This window comes from Prevotella bivia DSM 20514 (assembly GCF_000262545.1).
In the GTDB taxonomy this organism is placed as follows: Bacteria; Bacteroidota; Bacteroidia; order Bacteroidales; family Bacteroidaceae; genus Prevotella; species Prevotella bivia.
In genome coordinates, this window is the sequence record NZ_JH660659.1 from 265,064 (window position 1) to 282,684 (window position 17,621).

A 17,621-nucleotide genomic window follows, 5' to 3' on the forward strand; every position below is an offset into this window, starting at 1 on the left:
AATCGGCAATTGACGTTTTACAGTTTACACACAAAAGTGCTGTAAAACAATCAATGCCGATTATTATATATTAAACAATAGAATTGCGCTTTGTAAACTCTATTATTTCGTCAATGTACCCAAATGCCATACCTACAACAGTATCAGCAGCACCATAATAAACAGCTACACGATCGCCGTCTTGTAATGCTGCACATGGGAATACAACATTAGGCACATCGCCAGCCAATTCATAAGGGGCTGCAGGAGCTAACAAGTAAGGCTGCGTGCGGTAAAGCACTTTGGTAGGATCGTCCTTATCAAGAATAGCTGCACCCATAGAATAACGGAAACCATTGCAAGTATTGATGACACCATGATAGAAAAGCAACCAGCCTTCTTTTGTTAAGAAAGGCACTGAGCCTGCACCTATTTTAGTACACTGCCATGCACTCTCTGGGAAAGGAGTAACCTTCATCACACAACGGTGTTCGCCCCAGTACTTCATATCAGGCGAAAAGCTAACATAAATATCGCCAAAAGGAGTATGACCATTGTCGCTAGGACGACTCAACATAGCATATTTGCCATTAATCTTTTGAGGGAAGAGTACACCATTTCTATTGAATGGTAGAAAAGCATTTTCACACTGGTAGAAGGTTTTAAAATCGAAAGTGTAACCTATGCCGATTGTTGGACCATTATACCCATTACACCATGTTATCCAATAACGATCTTCTATCCATGTTACACGTGGATCATACTTGTATTCAGACTCTATCATCTGCGTATTTCCTGCCTCAAAAGTGATAGGATCAGGATTAATATCCCAATTGATACCATCCTTACTAAAGCCCGCAAAAATATTCATTTGTACAGCCTTATTATCACATCGAAAAACACCTGCAAAGCCATCCTCAAATGGTACAACCGCACTATTAAAAATACTATTCGAAGAAGGAATGTGATAACGATCAATAATAGGGTTCTTGCTATATCTCCACATTATATCCTTACAGTTTGTAGGACGATCTTCCCAAGGAAGTAATTTCTTTAAATCTGTCATTGATTTAGACGTTAAGTTTAAGTTCTCTGGTTATTATTGATTGTAAAATTAAGAATAAATTACGATACATAATAGATAATAGAAATCTTTTTGGTTTATTTCAAAGAAAAGGAAAAGTCATTAACAAATATTATAGAAGAGATCATCATAACCAATATTCTTAATTTAGTGAGCAATTTATCATTACAAATAAATGATGCAAAAAGTAAAGAAATGGTTACTATGCAGAGAAATTGAACGTGTTATATAAATACAATAAAATAGGAATATATTGGTTTTTGCATTTTATTTATGTATCTTTGCATTTACTAAATCGTATTCGATAAGCAAAGAAGAAATAGCAAATGAAGCACCACTCACAAAGTAAAAAAAGTTATAAATAACCCATTTGAGCAATATACAATACTCAAAAACGCTATCCGAAAAATGGGTGGCCATGAAGCAGATGAAGAAATCGATTAAAATATTATCAATTTTCACATTATTTTGGACACTAGGCTTAACTGCTAGTGCCCAAAATTTGCGTTGCTACATTATTGATGCACAAACGGGAGATAGTATTCCTTTTGCAAGTGCAGTATATGTAACAACCAAATTAAGAGCATCCAGTGACTCTGCGGGAATTTTAGTTATTGGAAAACAAATAGGGCAAACCCTAACTGTGACAGCCGTAGGTTATAACGCCCGTCGTATTAAAATTACTTCAAATATAGGAGATGAACTAACTATAAAACTAATATCACAAGTAAAAAGATTAGAGGGTGTAGTCGTTAAGGCAAAGAGGAAACGTAAATACACTAGAAAAAACAACCCTGCTGTAGAACTAATGCGGCGTGTTATTGCAGCTAAGAAACACACAAATCTTAGCAACTATGATTATTACCAATTTGAAAAATACCAAAAGCTCACTATGGGTATTAATAATATTACTCCTGAAGAACTAGAAAAAGGTATTTTTAAGAAACATCCATTTTTGATAAACCAAGTAGAAGTATGTCCATATAACCTTCAGATGATACTTCCTATTTCTGTAGACGAAACACTTACTAAACATATATATCGGAAAAATCCAAACAATGAAAAGGATATAATAAAAGCACAAGATACACGTGGTATATCAAAGTTACTACAAACTGGTGCTACGCTTAATGTTATGGCGAAAGATATTTTTAAAGATATTGATCTCTATGACGATAATATAGAATTATTACATCAGCGCTTTCCTTCTCCAATAGGAAGTGCTGCTATATCATTCTATCATTATTATATTGATGATACCACATACGTTGATCAGGATAAGTGCATTCGCTTACAGTTTATGCCTGCTAATCAACAAGACTTTGGCTTCCGTGGTGAACTTTATATACTTGCCGACAGTTCTTTGCATGTACGCAAATGTGTAATGCAATTGCCTGCTAATACAGGTGTAAACTTTGTGCAGTCTATGAAGTTTGAACAGGAGTTTAAAAAATTGCCTAATAATGAATGGGTAATGACTGTTGATAACCTTGTTGCAGAACTACGGCTTACGAAACTTTTAGAGCGTGCTATTGCAATCCGCTCTACAAGGCTAGACAACTATAGCTTTGATCCTATAGATAAAGCAGAGTTTAAGGGTAAAGCAGCTCTTAAATATGATCCAAACGCTAAAATGCGAAGTAAAGATTATTGGGCAAAGCATCGTAAAGAACAACTTTCAAAGGGAGAAGCAGACATTGATAACTTTGTCCACAATGTTACCCAAATGAAGAGTTTCAAATGGATTATCTTTGCAACAAAAGCACTGATAGAAAACTTTATAGAAACAGGCTCACACAATACACCCTCAAAAATTGATATAGGTCCTATAAATACCATCATATCTAAGAATTATGCTGATGGTTATCGTTTCCGTGCTTCTGCTCGTACTACAGCTCACTTCAATCCACATTGGTTCTTTGAAGGATATTATGCTTATGGCACGAAGAGCCATAACCATTACTATGATGCTAAGGTAACTTATTCTTTCAACAAGCCCGAATACTTACCAATAGAATTCCCTATTCAAACCTTATCTTTTGAGTCAAATAAGGATGTAGAATCACCTTCTGACAAGTTTCTTATCCATAATAAGGATAACTTTTTCATGGCTTTCCGCCCTGTAAAAGTTGAAAAGATGTACTTCTTTAATCGTCAAAAAATCAATTTTAAGTGGGAAACTGATTATGGATTAGCATCATCTATTGAAGCTCGAACAGAAAGCAACAGACCAACAGGAGACCTGGTTTATCAACTAATGGACGGATCAATCGTTAATAACATTCGCCGTACAGAGTTTACTTTAGGTTTTGATTATCGCCCAGGACAAAGCTATATCAATACTAAACAAAATCGTTTGGAAGTAAATCTTGACGCGCCCCAATTTACATTAAAGCATACCATAGGAGTAAAAAACTTTCTTGGAGGTAACTTTACTTCAAATCTTACTGAGTTTACTGCTTACAAACGTTTATGGCTAGGTAGTTGGGGTAATATTGATGCTAGGTTGATAGCTGGTGTACAATGGAATAAAGTTCCATTCCCTCTTCTTATTATGCCACCTATTAACACATCATATTTTGAGAATCAATGGACATTCTCTATGATGAATAATATGGAATTTCTCAACGACCGTTATGCTATGTTCTCTGTAGCTTGGAATCTTCAAGGAAAGATATTAAATCGTATTCCTCTAATAAAGAAATTAAAATGGCGCGAGTACATAGGCATCAAAGGGATGTGGGGACATCTTTCCAATAAGAATAATCCGCTCCTTCTTGAGAATGCAAATAATCCTGCACTTTACCGTTTCCCTGAAGGAACATATATTATGACACATGACCCTTACATGGAACTAGTAGTTGGAGTCTATAATATCTTCAAAGTTTTACAAGTCAATTATGTACGCCGACTTACCTACACGGGGATGCCTGGTGTTCATAAAAATGGCATTCGCTTCGGCTTTAATTTAGTATTCTAAAATGACAAAGACAAGATTCACTATTAATCGACTTATATTCTACTTCAAACGCCAAATATGGAGGCATTCTGATGTACGCTTTAAGGATAATCCTTTAGTTTATATTGCCCAGCGCCTCTATTTAGTATTTACTGGCTTATTTGTAGATAAACATTGGGGATACGCTGCCCAATTAACCTATAATACTATGATGGCGCTCATTCCTATGTTTGCAGCCATCATAGCAATAGCACGTGGTTTTGGCTTTGAAGACTATATCGTTGAATGGTGTAAACATATCTTTGCCAATCAGCCTAATACAGCTAAAGTTGTGGTAAATCTTGCTAAATCATACATAGATTATACACACACTGGAGTTGTATTGGGTATAAGTTTGGTATGGATGCTATATTCTGTTATATCACTTTTTAATAATATAGAAGTTGTTTTTAATGGTATCTGGGGCGTTAAGAAAGAACGCAGTGTGGGACGAGCTATTACCGATTATGTTTCTATTTTGATATTTCTTCCCCTCACCTTAATTTTATTATCAGGTCTCAGCATCTTCTTTCAGTCCATTCTAGTCAATTTACCTAATTTTAAAGTACTCACACCTCTTCTTCAAGGACTCATTGGCTTTATACTTCCTTTAGCCATCCTTACTATCATTTTCATTTTAATGTACACACTTTTACCAAATACAAAAGTGCGTATATCTATGGTATGGCTTCCTGCTTTATTAGCAGCCATTGGCATAATAGTAATACAAAATGTTTATATTCACTTCCAAATACTTTTTGCAAGCTACAATCTTATTTATGGTTCGCTTGCAGCCTTACCTTTACTGATGCTTTGGTTACAACTTTCTTGGTATATCTGTATTGGCTTTGCCGAGTTAGGAAGAGCTAATCAAGAACTAACCGACGGACACCTAGGGGAATTGCGCAATGATAGTTTGAGAGAAAAACTTCGCAAATGCTGTGTTATTTTGAGTGTGATGGGGCGTGGACAGGTACGTGCTGATGGACCTATTGATGCTAGAAAGCTACAACTTCAGACCAGCTATAGCTATGCACGAATCATGCGATCCCTCGATCTTCTCATAGAGACTCGCCTTATTACTAAAACCCTTCGCGAAGATAATATTGAAGTTTTTACACTCAATTACGATACCTCTCAGCTCACGATGGGATTTGTTATCCATACACTTTTAGGAGCAAAAGCACCTCATCGCGAGGGAGAAGCAAGTCTACGCATTGATGATTATGAAGACTCTATCCTAGATAAATACTACGAGACTTACATAAAAGCAATGAACAGCATTCCTATTATAGAACTTACTGACAAAGAAAAAATGGGATAACATACTATCCTATATTCACGAGAGATTAGCTCCCAACAACCAATCTCTCGTGAATATAGGATAGTTTACAATAAAACAGTATTACTCTTATGCAAATAACGACACCTATCAATCATTCTTCTAACTACTACTAATACGGTACATTACCATCAATAGGTGAGAACACATTAGACGGATCTTCATTCACACGACTACCCATAACTTCTCCTCCTTGCCCATCTATTGGCAATGGTAATGAATAATCGTTATCTTCAGGATTAGCAAAACGAGTAAATTCTCCACGGAAACTTAATAATACATCTCCTGTAGCACCTTTACGATGCTTAGCAATAATGATTTGAGCCATACCATGAAGATCTTGTCCCTTCTCATCAGCATAAATATGATAATACTCTGGACGATGCACAAAGAGAACCATGTCAGCATCTTGCTCAATAGCACCAGATTCGCGCAAATCGGATAACTGCGGACGCTTTCCCTCTAATCCTTCACGTTGTTCTGTAGAACGGTTCAACTGCGAAAGTGCTAAGATGGGTATATTTAATTCTTTGGCTAATCCTTTCAGAGAACGGCTAATGGTAGATACTTCTTCTTGACGACTACCAAATCTAGCTCCATTGGCATTCATCAACTGCAAATAGTCAATCATAATCACCTTGATATCATGCTCACGCACTAAGCGACGAGCCTTAGTACGTAATTCAAAAATAGACAATCCCGGAGTATCATCCATATAGATTGGTGCTCCTTGCAAATAACGGATTCTATCGTCAAAGCGCTTCCATTCAGCCTCATCAAGTTGACCACTCAATATTTTACTGCCAGGAATAGAGCAAACATTAGACATCAAACGATCCACCAACTGTACTTTATTCATTTCAAGAGAGAAAAAAGCTATGGGCAGACGATGATCCACTGCAATGTTTTTAGCAATACTCAAAGCAAAAGAGGTTTTACCCATGGCTGGACGTCCTGCGATAATAACAAGATCGGACTGTTGCCATCCAGAAGTTATTTCATCTAACTTAGTGTACCCTGTTGGAACTCCTGTTAATCCACCCTTATTTTCGGCAGCACGCATCAATATTCTATGCGCTTCATCGATAATAGGATCTATTTGCACGAAATCTTGAGTCATATTCTTTTGAGAAAGATCAAAAAGCTCACGCTCTGCTTTTTGCATCAAGTCATCAACATCTACCGTCTCATCAAAAGCATCGGTTTCTATCATTGATGCAAATTTAATCAACTGTCGTGCCAAAAACTTTTGTGCCAAAATACGTGCATGGTATTCTATATGAGCAGAAGAAGCTACTTGTGAGCTTATTTCTACTAAATAATCCAAGCCACCTACTTCGTCTAAGGCTCCTAGATGGCGTAGTTCTTCTTGAACAGTAACGATATCTACTGGACGTTCATGGAGATTTAAGCTCTGAATAGCCTCATACATTTTTTGATGTCGAGGATCATAGAATGTTTCTGGACGGATAATTTCAGAAACAACAGTAAATGCGTCTTTATCTATCAACAATGCACCTATTACTACACGCTCTATTTCCATTGCCTGCGGTTGTAGATGACCGTAGGAATTATCAATAGGTGCCGATTGGCGCCGTCTTGCTGTTTTGCTAGTTTTGTTCTCTGCCATATATAAGCAACAAAATTACAAAAAAACTATGAAAACGACTCGCTACTAATCTAAGTTTTTTTATCTTTGCACAAGATAGTTAAGAATACTATGAGTTAAGATTATTATCCGTATTTCGTATTCATCAAAAATAATAATAATGTTATGATTACATTTCCTTGTTGCAAAATTAATCTTGGGTTGAACGTTGTTAGCAAGCGAGAAGATGGCTATCACAATCTTGAAACCATATTCTACCCCGTGCTTTTGTGTGATGCCCTCGAAATAAAAACAATGGATGAAGATTTTCCTTCTCCAACTAACTGTGATATTAAGGTTACAGGTAACAGCTTATCCAACTGTGATGAAAAAGATAATCTTGTCGTTAAAGCATACAACTTATTAGCAAAAGATTACAATTTACCTCGCATACATATACACCTTTATAAGCGAATACCTTCACAAGCAGGATTAGGAGGAGGATCAGCAGATGCCGCTTATATGATTACTTTGCTCAATAAGCGCTTTCATTTAGGGTTAAATGATAAAGACATGATACATTATGCTACTAAAATAGGAGCTGATTGTGCCTTTTTCATAAAAGCAGAAACAGCCTTTGCTACAGGAATTGGCAACGAACTAAGCCCGCTTAGTAGAGGCATCAGCTCGCTTGAGGGTTATTATCTTACTCTTGTCAAACCAGACATTGCTGTATCTACAGCCGAAGCTTATGCTAACATTAAGCCTCAACAACCCAAAAAGTGTTGCCGCGATATTATCTCCCAATCTATTGACACTTGGAAAGATGAATTAAAAAACGATTTTGAGGCATCTGTCTTTACACATCACCCTGAACTTAAAGCCATTAAAGAAAAGCTATACAAGGAAGGCGCACTTTATGCTCAGATGTCGGGAAGTGGTAGTACGATCTTTGCAATCTTTGGAAGAAAGCCCAAAGAGATAGAAGAAAAATTTGAAGGGAGTTTTGTATATACATGTCGTCTTTAGTTCGCTTGCGAACTAAAGACGTTTTTTTTATTATCTATTTCTGTGCTTAACATACCAAGAATGCACATAAAAATGATAGATCAATAAAGTGAAAACGGTAAGTACTATACCTACCTCTAAAATTAAATCTTTATTTTGATTAAGCAAACTATACCCTATAAACAAGCCCAAACCAAGACCAAATTCCCAAGATAGAAGAAACGTAGTTTGGCTAGTACCTCGTTGACAATGTTTAGATAACTTAATAAAGAACAATAGAAATCTACTACCTATCAAACCAATACCTAGCCCCATAAACGTTGGTGTAATAAGATTTACGATATTTTGAGTGCGTGTAAGCATCAATAACATAGCCACACCTATCAATAATAATCCCGTTACTCCTTCACTTTTAAGATCAGCATTTGCAAAAGCAAAACGCTCTGCTAACAACGCAAGAACAAAGCCAAACATCAAGAGATAAAAGAAATTAGCACTAAAGGAGATTGATAGCATTAAACCTATTAAAGCAGTACTACTTACCAATGTAACAGATAACCATCCGCCTTGCTTTAAAATAAAGCGATCTAAAGAAAATACACGTATTGTTTCTTCAGGAGCACGAAAAGGAAAATTGACCGATTTCACGAGTAACATAGCTGCTATACTGCAAAAACAAGACCCTAATAAAACAATTCCATCATTGAGTTGATGATAGATTATTAATGCTACCAAAGATCCTAAAGCCAATGCAAAACGTCCAAACCATGTTACACTATAATTAGCCTCCGTACGATGGCTAGCTTCTACAGTGTCTATTATCAATGTTCCTAGTAAAACCATTTGCGCCAAACCATAAAAAGCTCCTTGCACCAAACGCAATACAAGTAATAGGTTGAAGTCTATATTATTATCTTTCAAACTGCCTAAATAATAAAGAAAACCTGTACATGCCGTCATACACAGTATAGACAGAATACATACTACATTACGTCGAAAGCGTTGAACCAAATAGCCTGAAAAACCACCGAATATAAACATTCCAAGCGAAAAGCATAACATCACCCAGCCTAACTGACTATTGGTATAGCCATGAGTGTATAAATGTAAAGGTAACGTGGGAATAAGCATATAAACCGACATTACTAAAAACAGATTAGCTAATGCTAAACGCCAAAAATGCCTATTCCACAAACGAATGTGAATAGGAGTATTTTGAGTATCCATAACTTACAACCTTAAACTTACTTTTTATATTATACTTCAGAGTTTGAATAAAACTAAAATATATACAATCGCCTAATAAGACTCTTCTTTTGAAGGAAAAGACTCATTTTTTACACATCTAATATATTTATGAACACCATCCATCATACATTGCTTTACATCAGCAAACTGGCGCAAAAACTTCGGCTTAAAACTTTCTGTCATACCCAAAGCATCAGCATATACTAATACCTGCCCATCGGTACCATTACCAGCACCAATACCTATAGTTGCAGCCTTCACCTCTTTAGTAACCCTTGCAGCTAATGATGCTGGCACTTTTTCTAGTGTTATTGCAAAAACACCCACTTCATCGAGTGCTTTAGCATCTGCAATAAGTTTCTCGGCTTCGGCTTCTTCTGTTGCTCTAACACCATACCCCCCTAACTTATGAACACTTTGTGGGGTTAGTCCTAGATGACCTTCCACAGGAATACCAGCGTCTACAATACCCTTAACAGTATCTACGATTTCTATTCCCCCCTCTAATTTTACCGCATCAACACCCGTTTCTTTCATAATACGAATGGCATTGCGTATGGCTTCTTCCTTACTTATTTGGTAACTACCAAAAGGCATATCACATACCACAAGAGCATGGCTACAAGCTTTTGCTACAGCACGAGCATGATATATCATTTCATCTACTGTTATAGGCAAGGTATCAAAATTGCCATTCATCACATTAGATGCCGAATCGCCTATCAATATACTATCTACACCAGCTTCATCGAGTATTCGTGCTGTGGTATAATCATACGCCGTAAGCTGAGCTATTTTCTCGCTAGCTGTTTTCATGGCAAGAATTGTTTTTACCGTAACTTTCTTTTTATCTGTTGTTAAATAGCCCATTGCGTACCTGAATATAATCGTTCCAAAGTTAAACTTTATTTTTCGTTTATTTATATTTTTGCAAAGTTACGCTAAATTAATCGTTTGGCAAAGTGAACCCTATATAATTACGAATAACTAGTTCACAATAAGAAGCAACGTAGAGTCAACCAGCAAGTGCAAAATTATAAAACGTGTTTGAAGAACTCGCGTTTTGGTGTAGAAAAGTTTAATTTTTCTCTCGGTCTTTCGTTCAATTTCTTTTGTATCGACATTATTCTCTTGTCTGTGTAATGTTCAAACGAATCCTTTTTCGGTATATATTGTCTGATTAGTTTATTTGTATTCTCAATAGCTCCCTTTTGCCATGAGCAATATGGATCAGCGAAGTACACGGGTACGCCTAAGAACTTGGTAATGTCCTTATGTGCTGCAAATTCAGGTCCGTTGTCTGTTGTAATGGTCTTCAGACAGTCTTTGTATGGTAGCAGTAGTTTCCTAACTACCTTTGCCAGAGGCTTTGACTGCTTTCCAAATGGCAGTTTCTGCATAAGTAGCATATTGGTGGATTTCTCCACCAGTGTGAGTATGGCATGCTGGTCAGGGTCTACGATTAAGTCCATCTCAAAATCTCCGAATCTCTTCCCGTCAACTTCCTTACTTCTTTCATGGATACTCAACCTGTCTTTAATTGGAAGATGTCTGCCCTTGGGACGATGCCTGTATTTCATCTTATGTCTTGTGTGTTTGGCAAGTTCCCCTGTTGTATCATTATGGATGATATTATAAATGGATTGGTGGGATACCTTTATCCCCTCACTCTTGCGCAGATAACCTGATATTTGTCGTGGAGACCACTGATCATTAGTGATATATTCCTTAATCCTCCAGACTAATTCATCGGAGAGCCTGGCGTTCTTTACCGTTCTCTTTCTGCGCTGCATAGCCATATCGTGCGCCTTTGTCCAAATATACTTTCCCGATGACGTACTGTTGCGTTTGATTTCACGTGAGAGTGTTGACTGACTGATGCCGACGATTGCGGCAATCTCTTTTCTCCCTATTTTCTTTTGGAGTAAGGCGAAAATTTGCGACCTTTGCTCCGAGATTAATTGATGATACATAAACAATACAAAGTTAGTTAATCTTTGGGAGACAGAGGTCTCCCTTTTTTTATTTGTATTGCTAGTTGTTTCTTTTTCCTCGCCGAGAGATGCAGACAACCTCTCGCTACGCTTCGAGAACGTCTGCATCTCTCGGCGAGGACTACTCTTTTATTGCACTTCGTTTTGGAACTTGCACAATAGCTTTTTCATCATTTGTAGTTGCCACCCCTATAACCCTTGCTCCTGAAGCCCTACCTGATTTTAACCCATTAAAGCTATCTTCAAACACAAAACATTCTTGAGGAGCAAGATCAAAGTTAGCTGCTGCTTTTAAATAGCAATCAGGAGAAGGTTTACTTTCAGAAAAATCCTCTGAAGTAAGGATCTTATCAAAATAGGTAAGAAGCTCATGGTGTTGTTGATACACACTCTGCATTTTCTCAAGATTAGAACTAGTAACTACTGCCGTTTTAATGCTTTTTGCTTTTAATTTGAGAACAAAATCTTCGAATCCATCGACATAATCAAAAGACATATTACGCTCAAACGCATTCAGCTCTTTATTTATTTCCTTTTGTTCTTCATCTTTACCATAAAAATATTTATCGTAAATTTGAACCAAAGTTTGTCCCTTAATACTTATAGCAAAGTTGGCTATACTAGGAAGATACTTTTCCCCTACGTTACTCCAAAACTTTGTATAAAGAGGTTCTGTATCGAATACTACTCCATCCAAATCGAATAAACAGGCTTTTATCATTATTCAAATACGTTTGTTATAAATGTAGTGCAAAGTTACGAAATTCTTTTTGTAACTTTGTTGCCACCTATGACAAAGAAATCATTTATATTCAGCACGTTATTCATATTAGGAAAGGCTTCCTTTACATGCAACAACGCAAAGAATACCAATTATAATAATTACGTACAATGAAAGTAATATACTTTTGTGTATTTATTAGATAAAACAACCAATTTACACTCATAGAAAAACAGCAGAGAAAATAAAACGATCATTATGCAAGCAGATATTATTTCCAAGTATTTTAAAAGTCTTAGCGAAAAACAAACCAAACAGTTTGGTATGTTATACGAACTATATCAAGATTGGAATGCTAAGATAAATGTTATTTCTCGTAAAGACATTGATAACTTATACGAACATCACGTACTACATTCTTTAGCCATTGCCAAGATGCTCCATTTCAAAGAAGGAACAAATATTCTCGACTTTGGTACTGGTGGCGGTTTTCCGGGTATTCCTCTAGCCATCATGTTCCCCGAAGCCAATTTTAAGATGATAGACGGCACAGGGAAAAAAATTAAGGTAGCCTCAGAAATAGGCAATTCCATCGGACTAGACAACATTCTCCCTATGCACTTACGTGGCGAAGAAGAAAAGGGAAAGTTCGATTTCATCGTATCTCGTGCTGTAATGCCTTTACCCGATTTAATGAAGATCGTGAAAAAAAATATTGCAAAGGATCAACACAACGCCCTTCCCAATGGTGTGATTGTATTAAAAGGTGGTAATCTAAAAGAAGAGATTAAGCCTTTCCAAAAAATTGCTGAGCAGATAGAACTCACACAATGGTTTGAAGAAGAATGGTTTAAAGAGAAGTATCTTATTTATCTTCCGGGATAATATCCCTTGAATTGATCAACATCTTAGGACAAATCTACAATAGGATAATATATTATGGTAAAGATTGAACGTTTTGCATGCAACATGCTGGCAGAGAATTGCTTTATACTTAGTGATGAAACTAAAGAATGTGTCATCATAGACTGTGGTGCTTTTCGCGAAGAAGAGCGAAAAGCTATCGTAAATTATATAAAGAAAGAAGATTTAAAACCTGTTCATTTACTGGCAACTCATGGACACCTTGATCATCATTTTGGAGATAACACCATTTTTACAGAATATGGACTAAAACCAGAAGTACATGAGGGTGATCGTGTGTTTATGGAAAACCCATATAATGCAGCAACAACCTTATTTGGTATAACATTAGATTATGAACTACCAGAAGCTAACTTCTGCATAGAAAACACAAGTATTATCAATTTTGGCTCCCACACCCTCAAAGTAATTGCCACTCCAGGACATTCTGGCGGATCAGTGTGCTATTATTGTGAAAACGAGCATTTACTTTTTACGGGTGATACGCTTTTCAGAAGAAGTATTGGCAGAACCGACCTCCCCGGAGGTAGTATGTTTCAGATGGTTAGCTCCTTACGTTTATTAGCACAATTACCCGATGAAACCGTAGTTTATGCTGGACACGGCGAGAACTCTACTATAGGATACGAGGTAGCACACAACCTTTATATGGACAGATAAACAGATGATAGCTCCCACATCAAAAACGGAAAAGATAATCTTAGGCATCGACCCAGGTACAAACGTGATGGGCTACGGCTTATTGCACATAGTAGGCAATAAAGCAGAACTCATCGTGATGGGAGTTATTGATATGCGCAAAGAGAAAGATGTATATCTACGCCTAGGTAAAATATTCGATCGTGTAACTGGCATTATTGACGAATACTTACCCGATGAACTTGCTATAGAAGCTCCTTTCTTCGGAAAAAATGTACAATCAATGCTAAAACTTGGTCGGGCGCAAGGAGTGGCTATTGCTGCAGCAATCCATCATGACGTACCTATTCATGAATATGCCCCACTAAAAATAAAAATGGCAATTACAGGAAATGGTGCTGCTTCAAAAGAACAAGTAGCAAAAATGCTACAGAAGCTATTACATTTAAGAGACGACCAAATGCCTCATTTTATGGACGCCACTGATGCCATCGCCGCTGCTTATTGCCATTTTCTACAAATTAATCGACCAGAAACTGATGCTAAACACTATGGTTCGTGGAAAGATTTTGTGCAAAAAAATAAAACGCGCATAACAAAATAAATATACTAAAACATTGTTTTACTCCATCTCTAATTGCAACTTCTCTCTAAATTAAACAGAATCCTATACTAACAAAAAGTATGGTATTCTGTATCTTTTTGTATAATTTGCGACTAATTTTCAATTTTACTGCGATAACAATTAGCACCTATGCTAAAAAAACAGAAAAAAGTTTTGCAAGGTTAAAGTATAATACCTAACTTTGCAGCGTTATCCTGAAAACAATCTTTTTACCTTACAAAGACTAATACCTATTTGAAATTGAAGCGGTCACCTGTGAAGGTCACTGCTTCTTTCTTTTTATACACCCTTCTCCATAACAAGCTTAGTTCTTAACAACTTACCTTGCTCTTTTGAGCAGAAATAACCTATTTGATTACAAATGATAACCTTTTAAAAAGCAAACTATCACCTTTAAAGTAGCAAAAGCTTATCTTTCCAAAAGAAAAACAAATTATTTTTGATCCTTTTTTAATTTATTTTTATCTGAAAAATAAATTATTTTTCAGGCAAATAGTTTAGCTTTTATCACCATATACATAACCTTTTACACAACAATCACTTCTCTTTTACACTTAGAACGATATTTCATTACCATTGTTACGCTATATAAAAGCATATCCATAGGCGATCTTTCCCCCCTCCAATTGACAACAATACTTGCTATAAACAACAAAAGCTCGCCTATCACTTAACAATAATTATTAGCAATATATAAGGTATAAACCACTATTTTTTTGTAAATTTGCATTGTATAAGCCGAATTTATCGACTGAGTAAAAAAGAACAATAATCATTATAAATAATCATTCATTTTTATGAGTAAGCAAATAGAAAAGATCAAGGCACTCGTTGAAAAACGTGAGCAAGCTCGCCTCGGTGGTGGTCAAAAGGCCATAGACAAGCAGCATGAACGCGGAAAGTACACCGCTCGTGAACGTATTGATATGCTTGTTGACGAAGGTAGCTTTGAGGAATATGATATGTTCAAACTTCACCGTTGCCACAATTTTGGTATGGAGAAAAAACAATATCTAGGCGATGGAGTTGTAGCTGGTTCGGCTACAATTGATGGTCGTTTAGTTTATCTTTATGCACAAGACTTTACTGTAAACGGTGGCTCGCTTTCAGAAACAATGGCACAGAAGATTTGTAAGGTAATGGATATGGCTATGACAAATGGCGCACCTGTTATCTGCATGAACGACTCTGGTGGTGCTCGCATTCAAGAAGGCATCTCTGCGTTAGCTGGTTATGGCGAGATTTTCGAGCGTAACATTTTGGCTTCAGGTGTAATTCCTCAAATTTCAAGTATCCTTGGTCCTTGTGCTGGTGGTGCAGTTTACTCTCCAGCTTTGACTGATTTCATCGTAATGAAAGAGGAAACTAGCTATATGTTCTTAACGGGTCCAAAGGTTGTTAAGACAGTAACAGGTGAGGATATTGATGCCGAACACCTTGGCGGAGCTAGTGTTCATGCCACCAAGAGTGGTGTTACTAGCTTCACAGCTAAGACTGAGGAAGATGCGCTTGAAATTATCAAGAAGCTTCTCTCTTATATTCCTTCTAACAATCGTGAAGAAGCTCCACGTGTTGAGTGTTCTGATCCTATTGATCGCAAAGAGGATCTTTTGAATGAGATAATCCCAGACGATCCTAATCAGGCTTATGATATGTACAAAGTAATTCAAGCTGTTACTGATAATGGCGAATTCTTTGAAGTGCAACCTAAATTTGCCAAGAATATCATCACAGGCTTTGCTCGTTTCAACGGTCAGAGTGTAGGTATCGTTGCTAACCAGCCAAATGCTTATGCTGGTGTATTAGATGTAAATGCTAGCCGTAAGGGTGCTCGCTTCGTTCGCTTCTGTGATGCTTTTAATATCCCTATCGTGTCGCTGGTTGATGTTCCAGGTTTCTTGCCAGGTACTGGTCAGGAATACAATGCCGTAATTCTTCATGGAGCCCAATTACTTTACGCTTATGGTGAAGCTACCGTACCAAAGATTACCATTACTTTGCGTAAAAGCTATGGTGGCTCACACATCGTTATGGGATGCAAACAATTACGTTCTGACCTGAACTTTGCTTGGCCAAGTTCAGAAATCGCTGTAATGGGTGGTTCTGGTGCTGTTGCAGTGTTATACGGTCGTGAGGCAAAGAAAGTGAAAGAAGAAGGTGGCGATGCTAAACAGTTCTTAGCAGAGAAAGAAGAAGAGTATGCAGAAATGTTTGCAAATCCCTATCAAGCAGCTCAATATGGTTACATCGACGATGTTATCGAGCCACGCAACACACGTTTCCGTATTTGCCGAGGCTTGGCTCAGCTTGCTCATAAAAAGCAAGAATTACCAGCTAAGAAGCACGGTTGTATGCCAATGTAATAATGGAGGAAGAAAACATGGATAAAAATGTATTCGCAGCCATAGCAATGGCACTCTATGAGTACGCAGGAAATAATATTCACGATAACGAACCTAGCAAAATCACTATTCGTCCAAAACAGACAATGTGGGATGCTAAGTTTGAGATTATGACCAAAAAACCATAAACAAGAGAAACTTACATGAAAGAGTTTAAATATACTATCGCTGGTAAAGAATATAAAGTAGAGATCGGTGAGATCGACGGCGAGAACGTTGCAGACATTACTGTAAATGGTGAACAATACAAGGTTCAGATGGAGAAAGAAGTTGCTCCAGAGAAGAAGAAGATAGAACTAGGTAAGCCTGCTACTAACACAGAAGAGGAAACCACAAATACAGCACCTGTTAACGCTGCTAATGCTGTTAAAGCTCCACTACCAGGTACAATTACTTCTATAGAAGTAACAGTTGGACAGGAAATAAAAGCTGGTGATACTGTTGTTGTCCTAGAAGCTATGAAGATGCAAAATGCTATTGAAGCTGAAAAAGATGGTAAAGTAACAGCTATTGCCGTAAAGGTTGGGCAAGCTGTACTTGAAGATGATCCCTTGGTGGTCATTGAATAAGATCTTATCAATTATAAAAAAGAGCTGCACCCAATACAGATGCAGCTCTTTTTATGTATTTTCTTGAAAGTTGTAATTACTAGGAACTATGCAAATAACTATAAACAATCTATCTTATTCTCAACTCTCAACTCTCAATTCTCAACTCTCAATTATAACTTGTTTCCCTCCTTAGGAAATACTACTGTAGGCGTAAAAGTCTTTGCCTCCTCAAAGTCCATTTGAGCATAAGAAATAATGATAACAACATCGCCTACCACAGCACGGCGGGCTGCAGCACCATTCAAACAAATACAACCACTACCGCGTTCGCCCTTAATAATATAAGTTTCTATACGCTCTCCATTATTATTATTAACGATCTGAACCTTCTCGCCCGCAATAAGGTTGGCAGCGTCCATTAAATCCTCATCAATGGTAATACTACCCATATAGTGTAAGTTAGCCTCTGTAATGGTAACACAATGAAGCTTACTCTTTAATACTTCTATCAGCATATC

Annotated in this window: 16 protein-coding genes; 9 read left to right on the forward strand and 7 right to left on the reverse strand. The window is 37.0% G+C overall.

Features of this window, described 5'->3' with window-relative positions; all coding sequences use genetic code 11:
- Positions 1–70: 70 nt before the first annotated feature.
- A complete protein-coding gene (locus PREBIDRAFT_RS01815; protein ID WP_004336686.1) occupies positions 71–1,045 on the reverse strand; it encodes a glycoside hydrolase family 130 protein in 975 nt (324 codons plus the stop codon).
- Positions 1,046–1,481: 436 nt separating this feature from the next.
- Between PREBIDRAFT_RS01815 and PREBIDRAFT_RS01820 the strand changes: the two genes are divergently transcribed.
- Positions 1,482–4,043: a DUF5686 family protein gene (locus tag PREBIDRAFT_RS01820; RefSeq protein WP_004336687.1), complete on the forward strand. Its 2,562-nt coding sequence runs from the start codon at positions 1,482–1,484 to the stop codon at positions 4,041–4,043.
- 1 nt (position 4,044) lies between these two features.
- Positions 4,045–5,385 (forward strand): YihY/virulence factor BrkB family protein, encoded by a 1,341-nt coding sequence (locus PREBIDRAFT_RS01825; RefSeq protein ID WP_004336688.1) that lies wholly within the window; start codon positions 4,045–4,047, stop codon positions 5,383–5,385.
- A 130-nt stretch (positions 5,386–5,515) separates the two neighbouring features.
- Here the strand turns inward: PREBIDRAFT_RS01825 and dnaB are convergent, their stop codons facing one another.
- Positions 5,516–7,033, reverse strand: a complete 1,518-nt coding sequence (gene dnaB, locus PREBIDRAFT_RS01830; RefSeq protein ID WP_004336689.1) for a replicative DNA helicase — start codon at positions 7,031–7,033, stop codon at positions 5,516–5,518.
- A gap of 144 nt (positions 7,034–7,177) precedes the next feature.
- Between dnaB and ispE the strand changes: the two genes are divergently transcribed.
- Positions 7,178–8,020, forward strand: a complete 843-nt coding sequence (ispE, locus tag PREBIDRAFT_RS01835; protein WP_004336690.1) for a 4-(cytidine 5'-diphospho)-2-C-methyl-D-erythritol kinase — start codon at positions 7,178–7,180, stop codon at positions 8,018–8,020.
- Positions 8,021–8,050: 30 nt separating this feature from the next.
- Here ispE and PREBIDRAFT_RS01840 read toward each other — a convergent pair whose 3' ends face one another.
- From PREBIDRAFT_RS01840 to PREBIDRAFT_RS01855, 4 genes are all read right to left on the reverse strand, one after another.
- Positions 8,051–9,226, reverse strand: coding sequence for an MFS transporter (locus tag PREBIDRAFT_RS01840; RefSeq protein WP_004336691.1), 1,176 nt, complete (start codon positions 9,224–9,226; stop codon positions 8,051–8,053).
- A 72-nt stretch (positions 9,227–9,298) separates the two neighbouring features.
- Positions 9,299–10,117, reverse strand: a complete 819-nt coding sequence (gene panB / locus PREBIDRAFT_RS01845) for a 3-methyl-2-oxobutanoate hydroxymethyltransferase (protein WP_004336692.1) — start codon at positions 10,115–10,117, stop codon at positions 9,299–9,301.
- Between the two features lie 164 nt (positions 10,118–10,281).
- Positions 10,282–11,220 carry an IS30 family transposase gene (locus PREBIDRAFT_RS01850; RefSeq protein WP_036875424.1) on the reverse strand — a complete coding sequence of 313 codons (939 nt, stop codon included), beginning with the start codon at positions 11,218–11,220 and terminating at the stop codon, positions 10,282–10,284.
- A 142-nt stretch (positions 11,221–11,362) separates the two neighbouring features.
- On the reverse strand, positions 11,363–11,962 hold the full coding sequence (locus tag PREBIDRAFT_RS01855; protein ID WP_004338678.1) for an HAD family hydrolase: 600 nt from the start codon (positions 11,960–11,962) through the stop codon (positions 11,363–11,365).
- Positions 11,963–12,220: 258 nt separating this feature from the next.
- Here PREBIDRAFT_RS01855 and rsmG point away from each other — a divergent pair, with 258 nt between their 5' ends.
- The 6 genes from rsmG to PREBIDRAFT_RS01880 all read left to right on the forward strand — a co-directional run bounded on the left by rsmG (position 12,221) and on the right by PREBIDRAFT_RS01880 (position 17,121).
- Positions 12,221–12,847: a 16S rRNA (guanine(527)-N(7))-methyltransferase RsmG gene (rsmG, locus tag PREBIDRAFT_RS01860; RefSeq protein ID WP_004338677.1), complete on the forward strand. Its 627-nt coding sequence runs from the start codon at positions 12,221–12,223 to the stop codon at positions 12,845–12,847.
- 54 nt (positions 12,848–12,901) lie between these two features.
- Entirely contained in the window at positions 12,902–13,546 is a 645-nt protein-coding gene (locus PREBIDRAFT_RS01865) for an MBL fold metallo-hydrolase (RefSeq protein ID WP_004338675.1), read from the forward strand.
- Between the two features lie 4 nt (positions 13,547–13,550).
- Positions 13,551–14,129, forward strand: coding sequence for a crossover junction endodeoxyribonuclease RuvC (gene ruvC / locus PREBIDRAFT_RS01870; RefSeq protein WP_004338673.1), 579 nt, complete (start codon positions 13,551–13,553; stop codon positions 14,127–14,129).
- An 818-nt stretch (positions 14,130–14,947) separates the two neighbouring features.
- The gene (locus PREBIDRAFT_RS01875; protein ID WP_004338671.1) at positions 14,948–16,513 is read left to right on the forward strand and encodes an acyl-CoA carboxylase subunit beta; all 1,566 of its coding nucleotides are present in this window, start codon (positions 14,948–14,950) and stop codon (positions 16,511–16,513) included.
- 17 nt (positions 16,514–16,530) lie between these two features.
- Positions 16,531–16,680, forward strand: a complete 150-nt coding sequence (locus PREBIDRAFT_RS11555; protein WP_004338670.1) for a hypothetical protein — start codon at positions 16,531–16,533, stop codon at positions 16,678–16,680.
- 15 nt (positions 16,681–16,695) lie between these two features.
- On the forward strand, positions 16,696–17,121 hold the full coding sequence (locus PREBIDRAFT_RS01880; RefSeq protein ID WP_004338669.1) for a biotin/lipoyl-containing protein: 426 nt from the start codon (positions 16,696–16,698) through the stop codon (positions 17,119–17,121).
- A 152-nt stretch (positions 17,122–17,273) separates the two neighbouring features.
- Here PREBIDRAFT_RS01880 and panD read toward each other — a convergent pair whose 3' ends face one another.
- Positions 17,274–17,618, reverse strand: a complete 345-nt coding sequence (panD, locus tag PREBIDRAFT_RS01885; protein WP_004338668.1) for an aspartate 1-decarboxylase — start codon at positions 17,616–17,618, stop codon at positions 17,274–17,276.
- Positions 17,619–17,621: the final 3 nt, after the last annotated feature.

Excerpts from the sequence above, each read along its gene's own strand:
- PREBIDRAFT_RS01815 (WP_004336686.1), bottom strand. The coding sequence starts at position 1,045 with ATGACAGATTTAAAGAAATTACTTCCTTGGGAAGATCGTCCTACAAAC.
- PREBIDRAFT_RS01820 (WP_004336687.1), top strand. The coding sequence starts at position 1,482 with ATGAAGCAGATGAAGAAATCGATTAAAATATTATCAATTTTCACATTA.
- PREBIDRAFT_RS01825 (WP_004336688.1), top strand. The coding sequence starts at position 4,045 with ATGACAAAGACAAGATTCACTATTAATCGACTTATATTCTACTTCAAA.
- dnaB (WP_004336689.1), bottom strand. The coding sequence starts at position 7,033 with ATGGCAGAGAACAAAACTAGCAAAACAGCAAGACGGCGCCAATCGGCA.
- ispE (WP_004336690.1), top strand. The coding sequence starts at position 7,178 with ATGATTACATTTCCTTGTTGCAAAATTAATCTTGGGTTGAACGTTGTT.
- PREBIDRAFT_RS01840 (WP_004336691.1), bottom strand. The coding sequence starts at position 9,226 with ATGGATACTCAAAATACTCCTATTCACATTCGTTTGTGGAATAGGCAT.
- panB (WP_004336692.1), bottom strand. The coding sequence starts at position 10,117 with ATGGGCTATTTAACAACAGATAAAAAGAAAGTTACGGTAAAAACAATT.
- PREBIDRAFT_RS01850 (WP_036875424.1), bottom strand. The coding sequence starts at position 11,220 with ATGTATCATCAATTAATCTCGGAGCAAAGGTCGCAAATTTTCGCCTTA.
- PREBIDRAFT_RS01855 (WP_004338678.1), bottom strand. The coding sequence starts at position 11,962 with ATGATAAAAGCCTGTTTATTCGATTTGGATGGAGTAGTATTCGATACA.
- rsmG (WP_004338677.1), top strand. The coding sequence starts at position 12,221 with ATGCAAGCAGATATTATTTCCAAGTATTTTAAAAGTCTTAGCGAAAAA.
- PREBIDRAFT_RS01865 (WP_004338675.1), top strand. The coding sequence starts at position 12,902 with ATGGTAAAGATTGAACGTTTTGCATGCAACATGCTGGCAGAGAATTGC.
- ruvC (WP_004338673.1), top strand. The coding sequence starts at position 13,551 with ATGATAGCTCCCACATCAAAAACGGAAAAGATAATCTTAGGCATCGAC.
- PREBIDRAFT_RS01875 (WP_004338671.1), top strand. The coding sequence starts at position 14,948 with ATGAGTAAGCAAATAGAAAAGATCAAGGCACTCGTTGAAAAACGTGAG.
- PREBIDRAFT_RS11555 (WP_004338670.1), top strand. The coding sequence starts at position 16,531 with ATGGATAAAAATGTATTCGCAGCCATAGCAATGGCACTCTATGAGTAC.
- PREBIDRAFT_RS01880 (WP_004338669.1), top strand. The coding sequence starts at position 16,696 with ATGAAAGAGTTTAAATATACTATCGCTGGTAAAGAATATAAAGTAGAG.
- panD (WP_004338668.1), bottom strand. The coding sequence starts at position 17,618 with ATGCTGATAGAAGTATTAAAGAGTAAGCTTCATTGTGTTACCATTACA.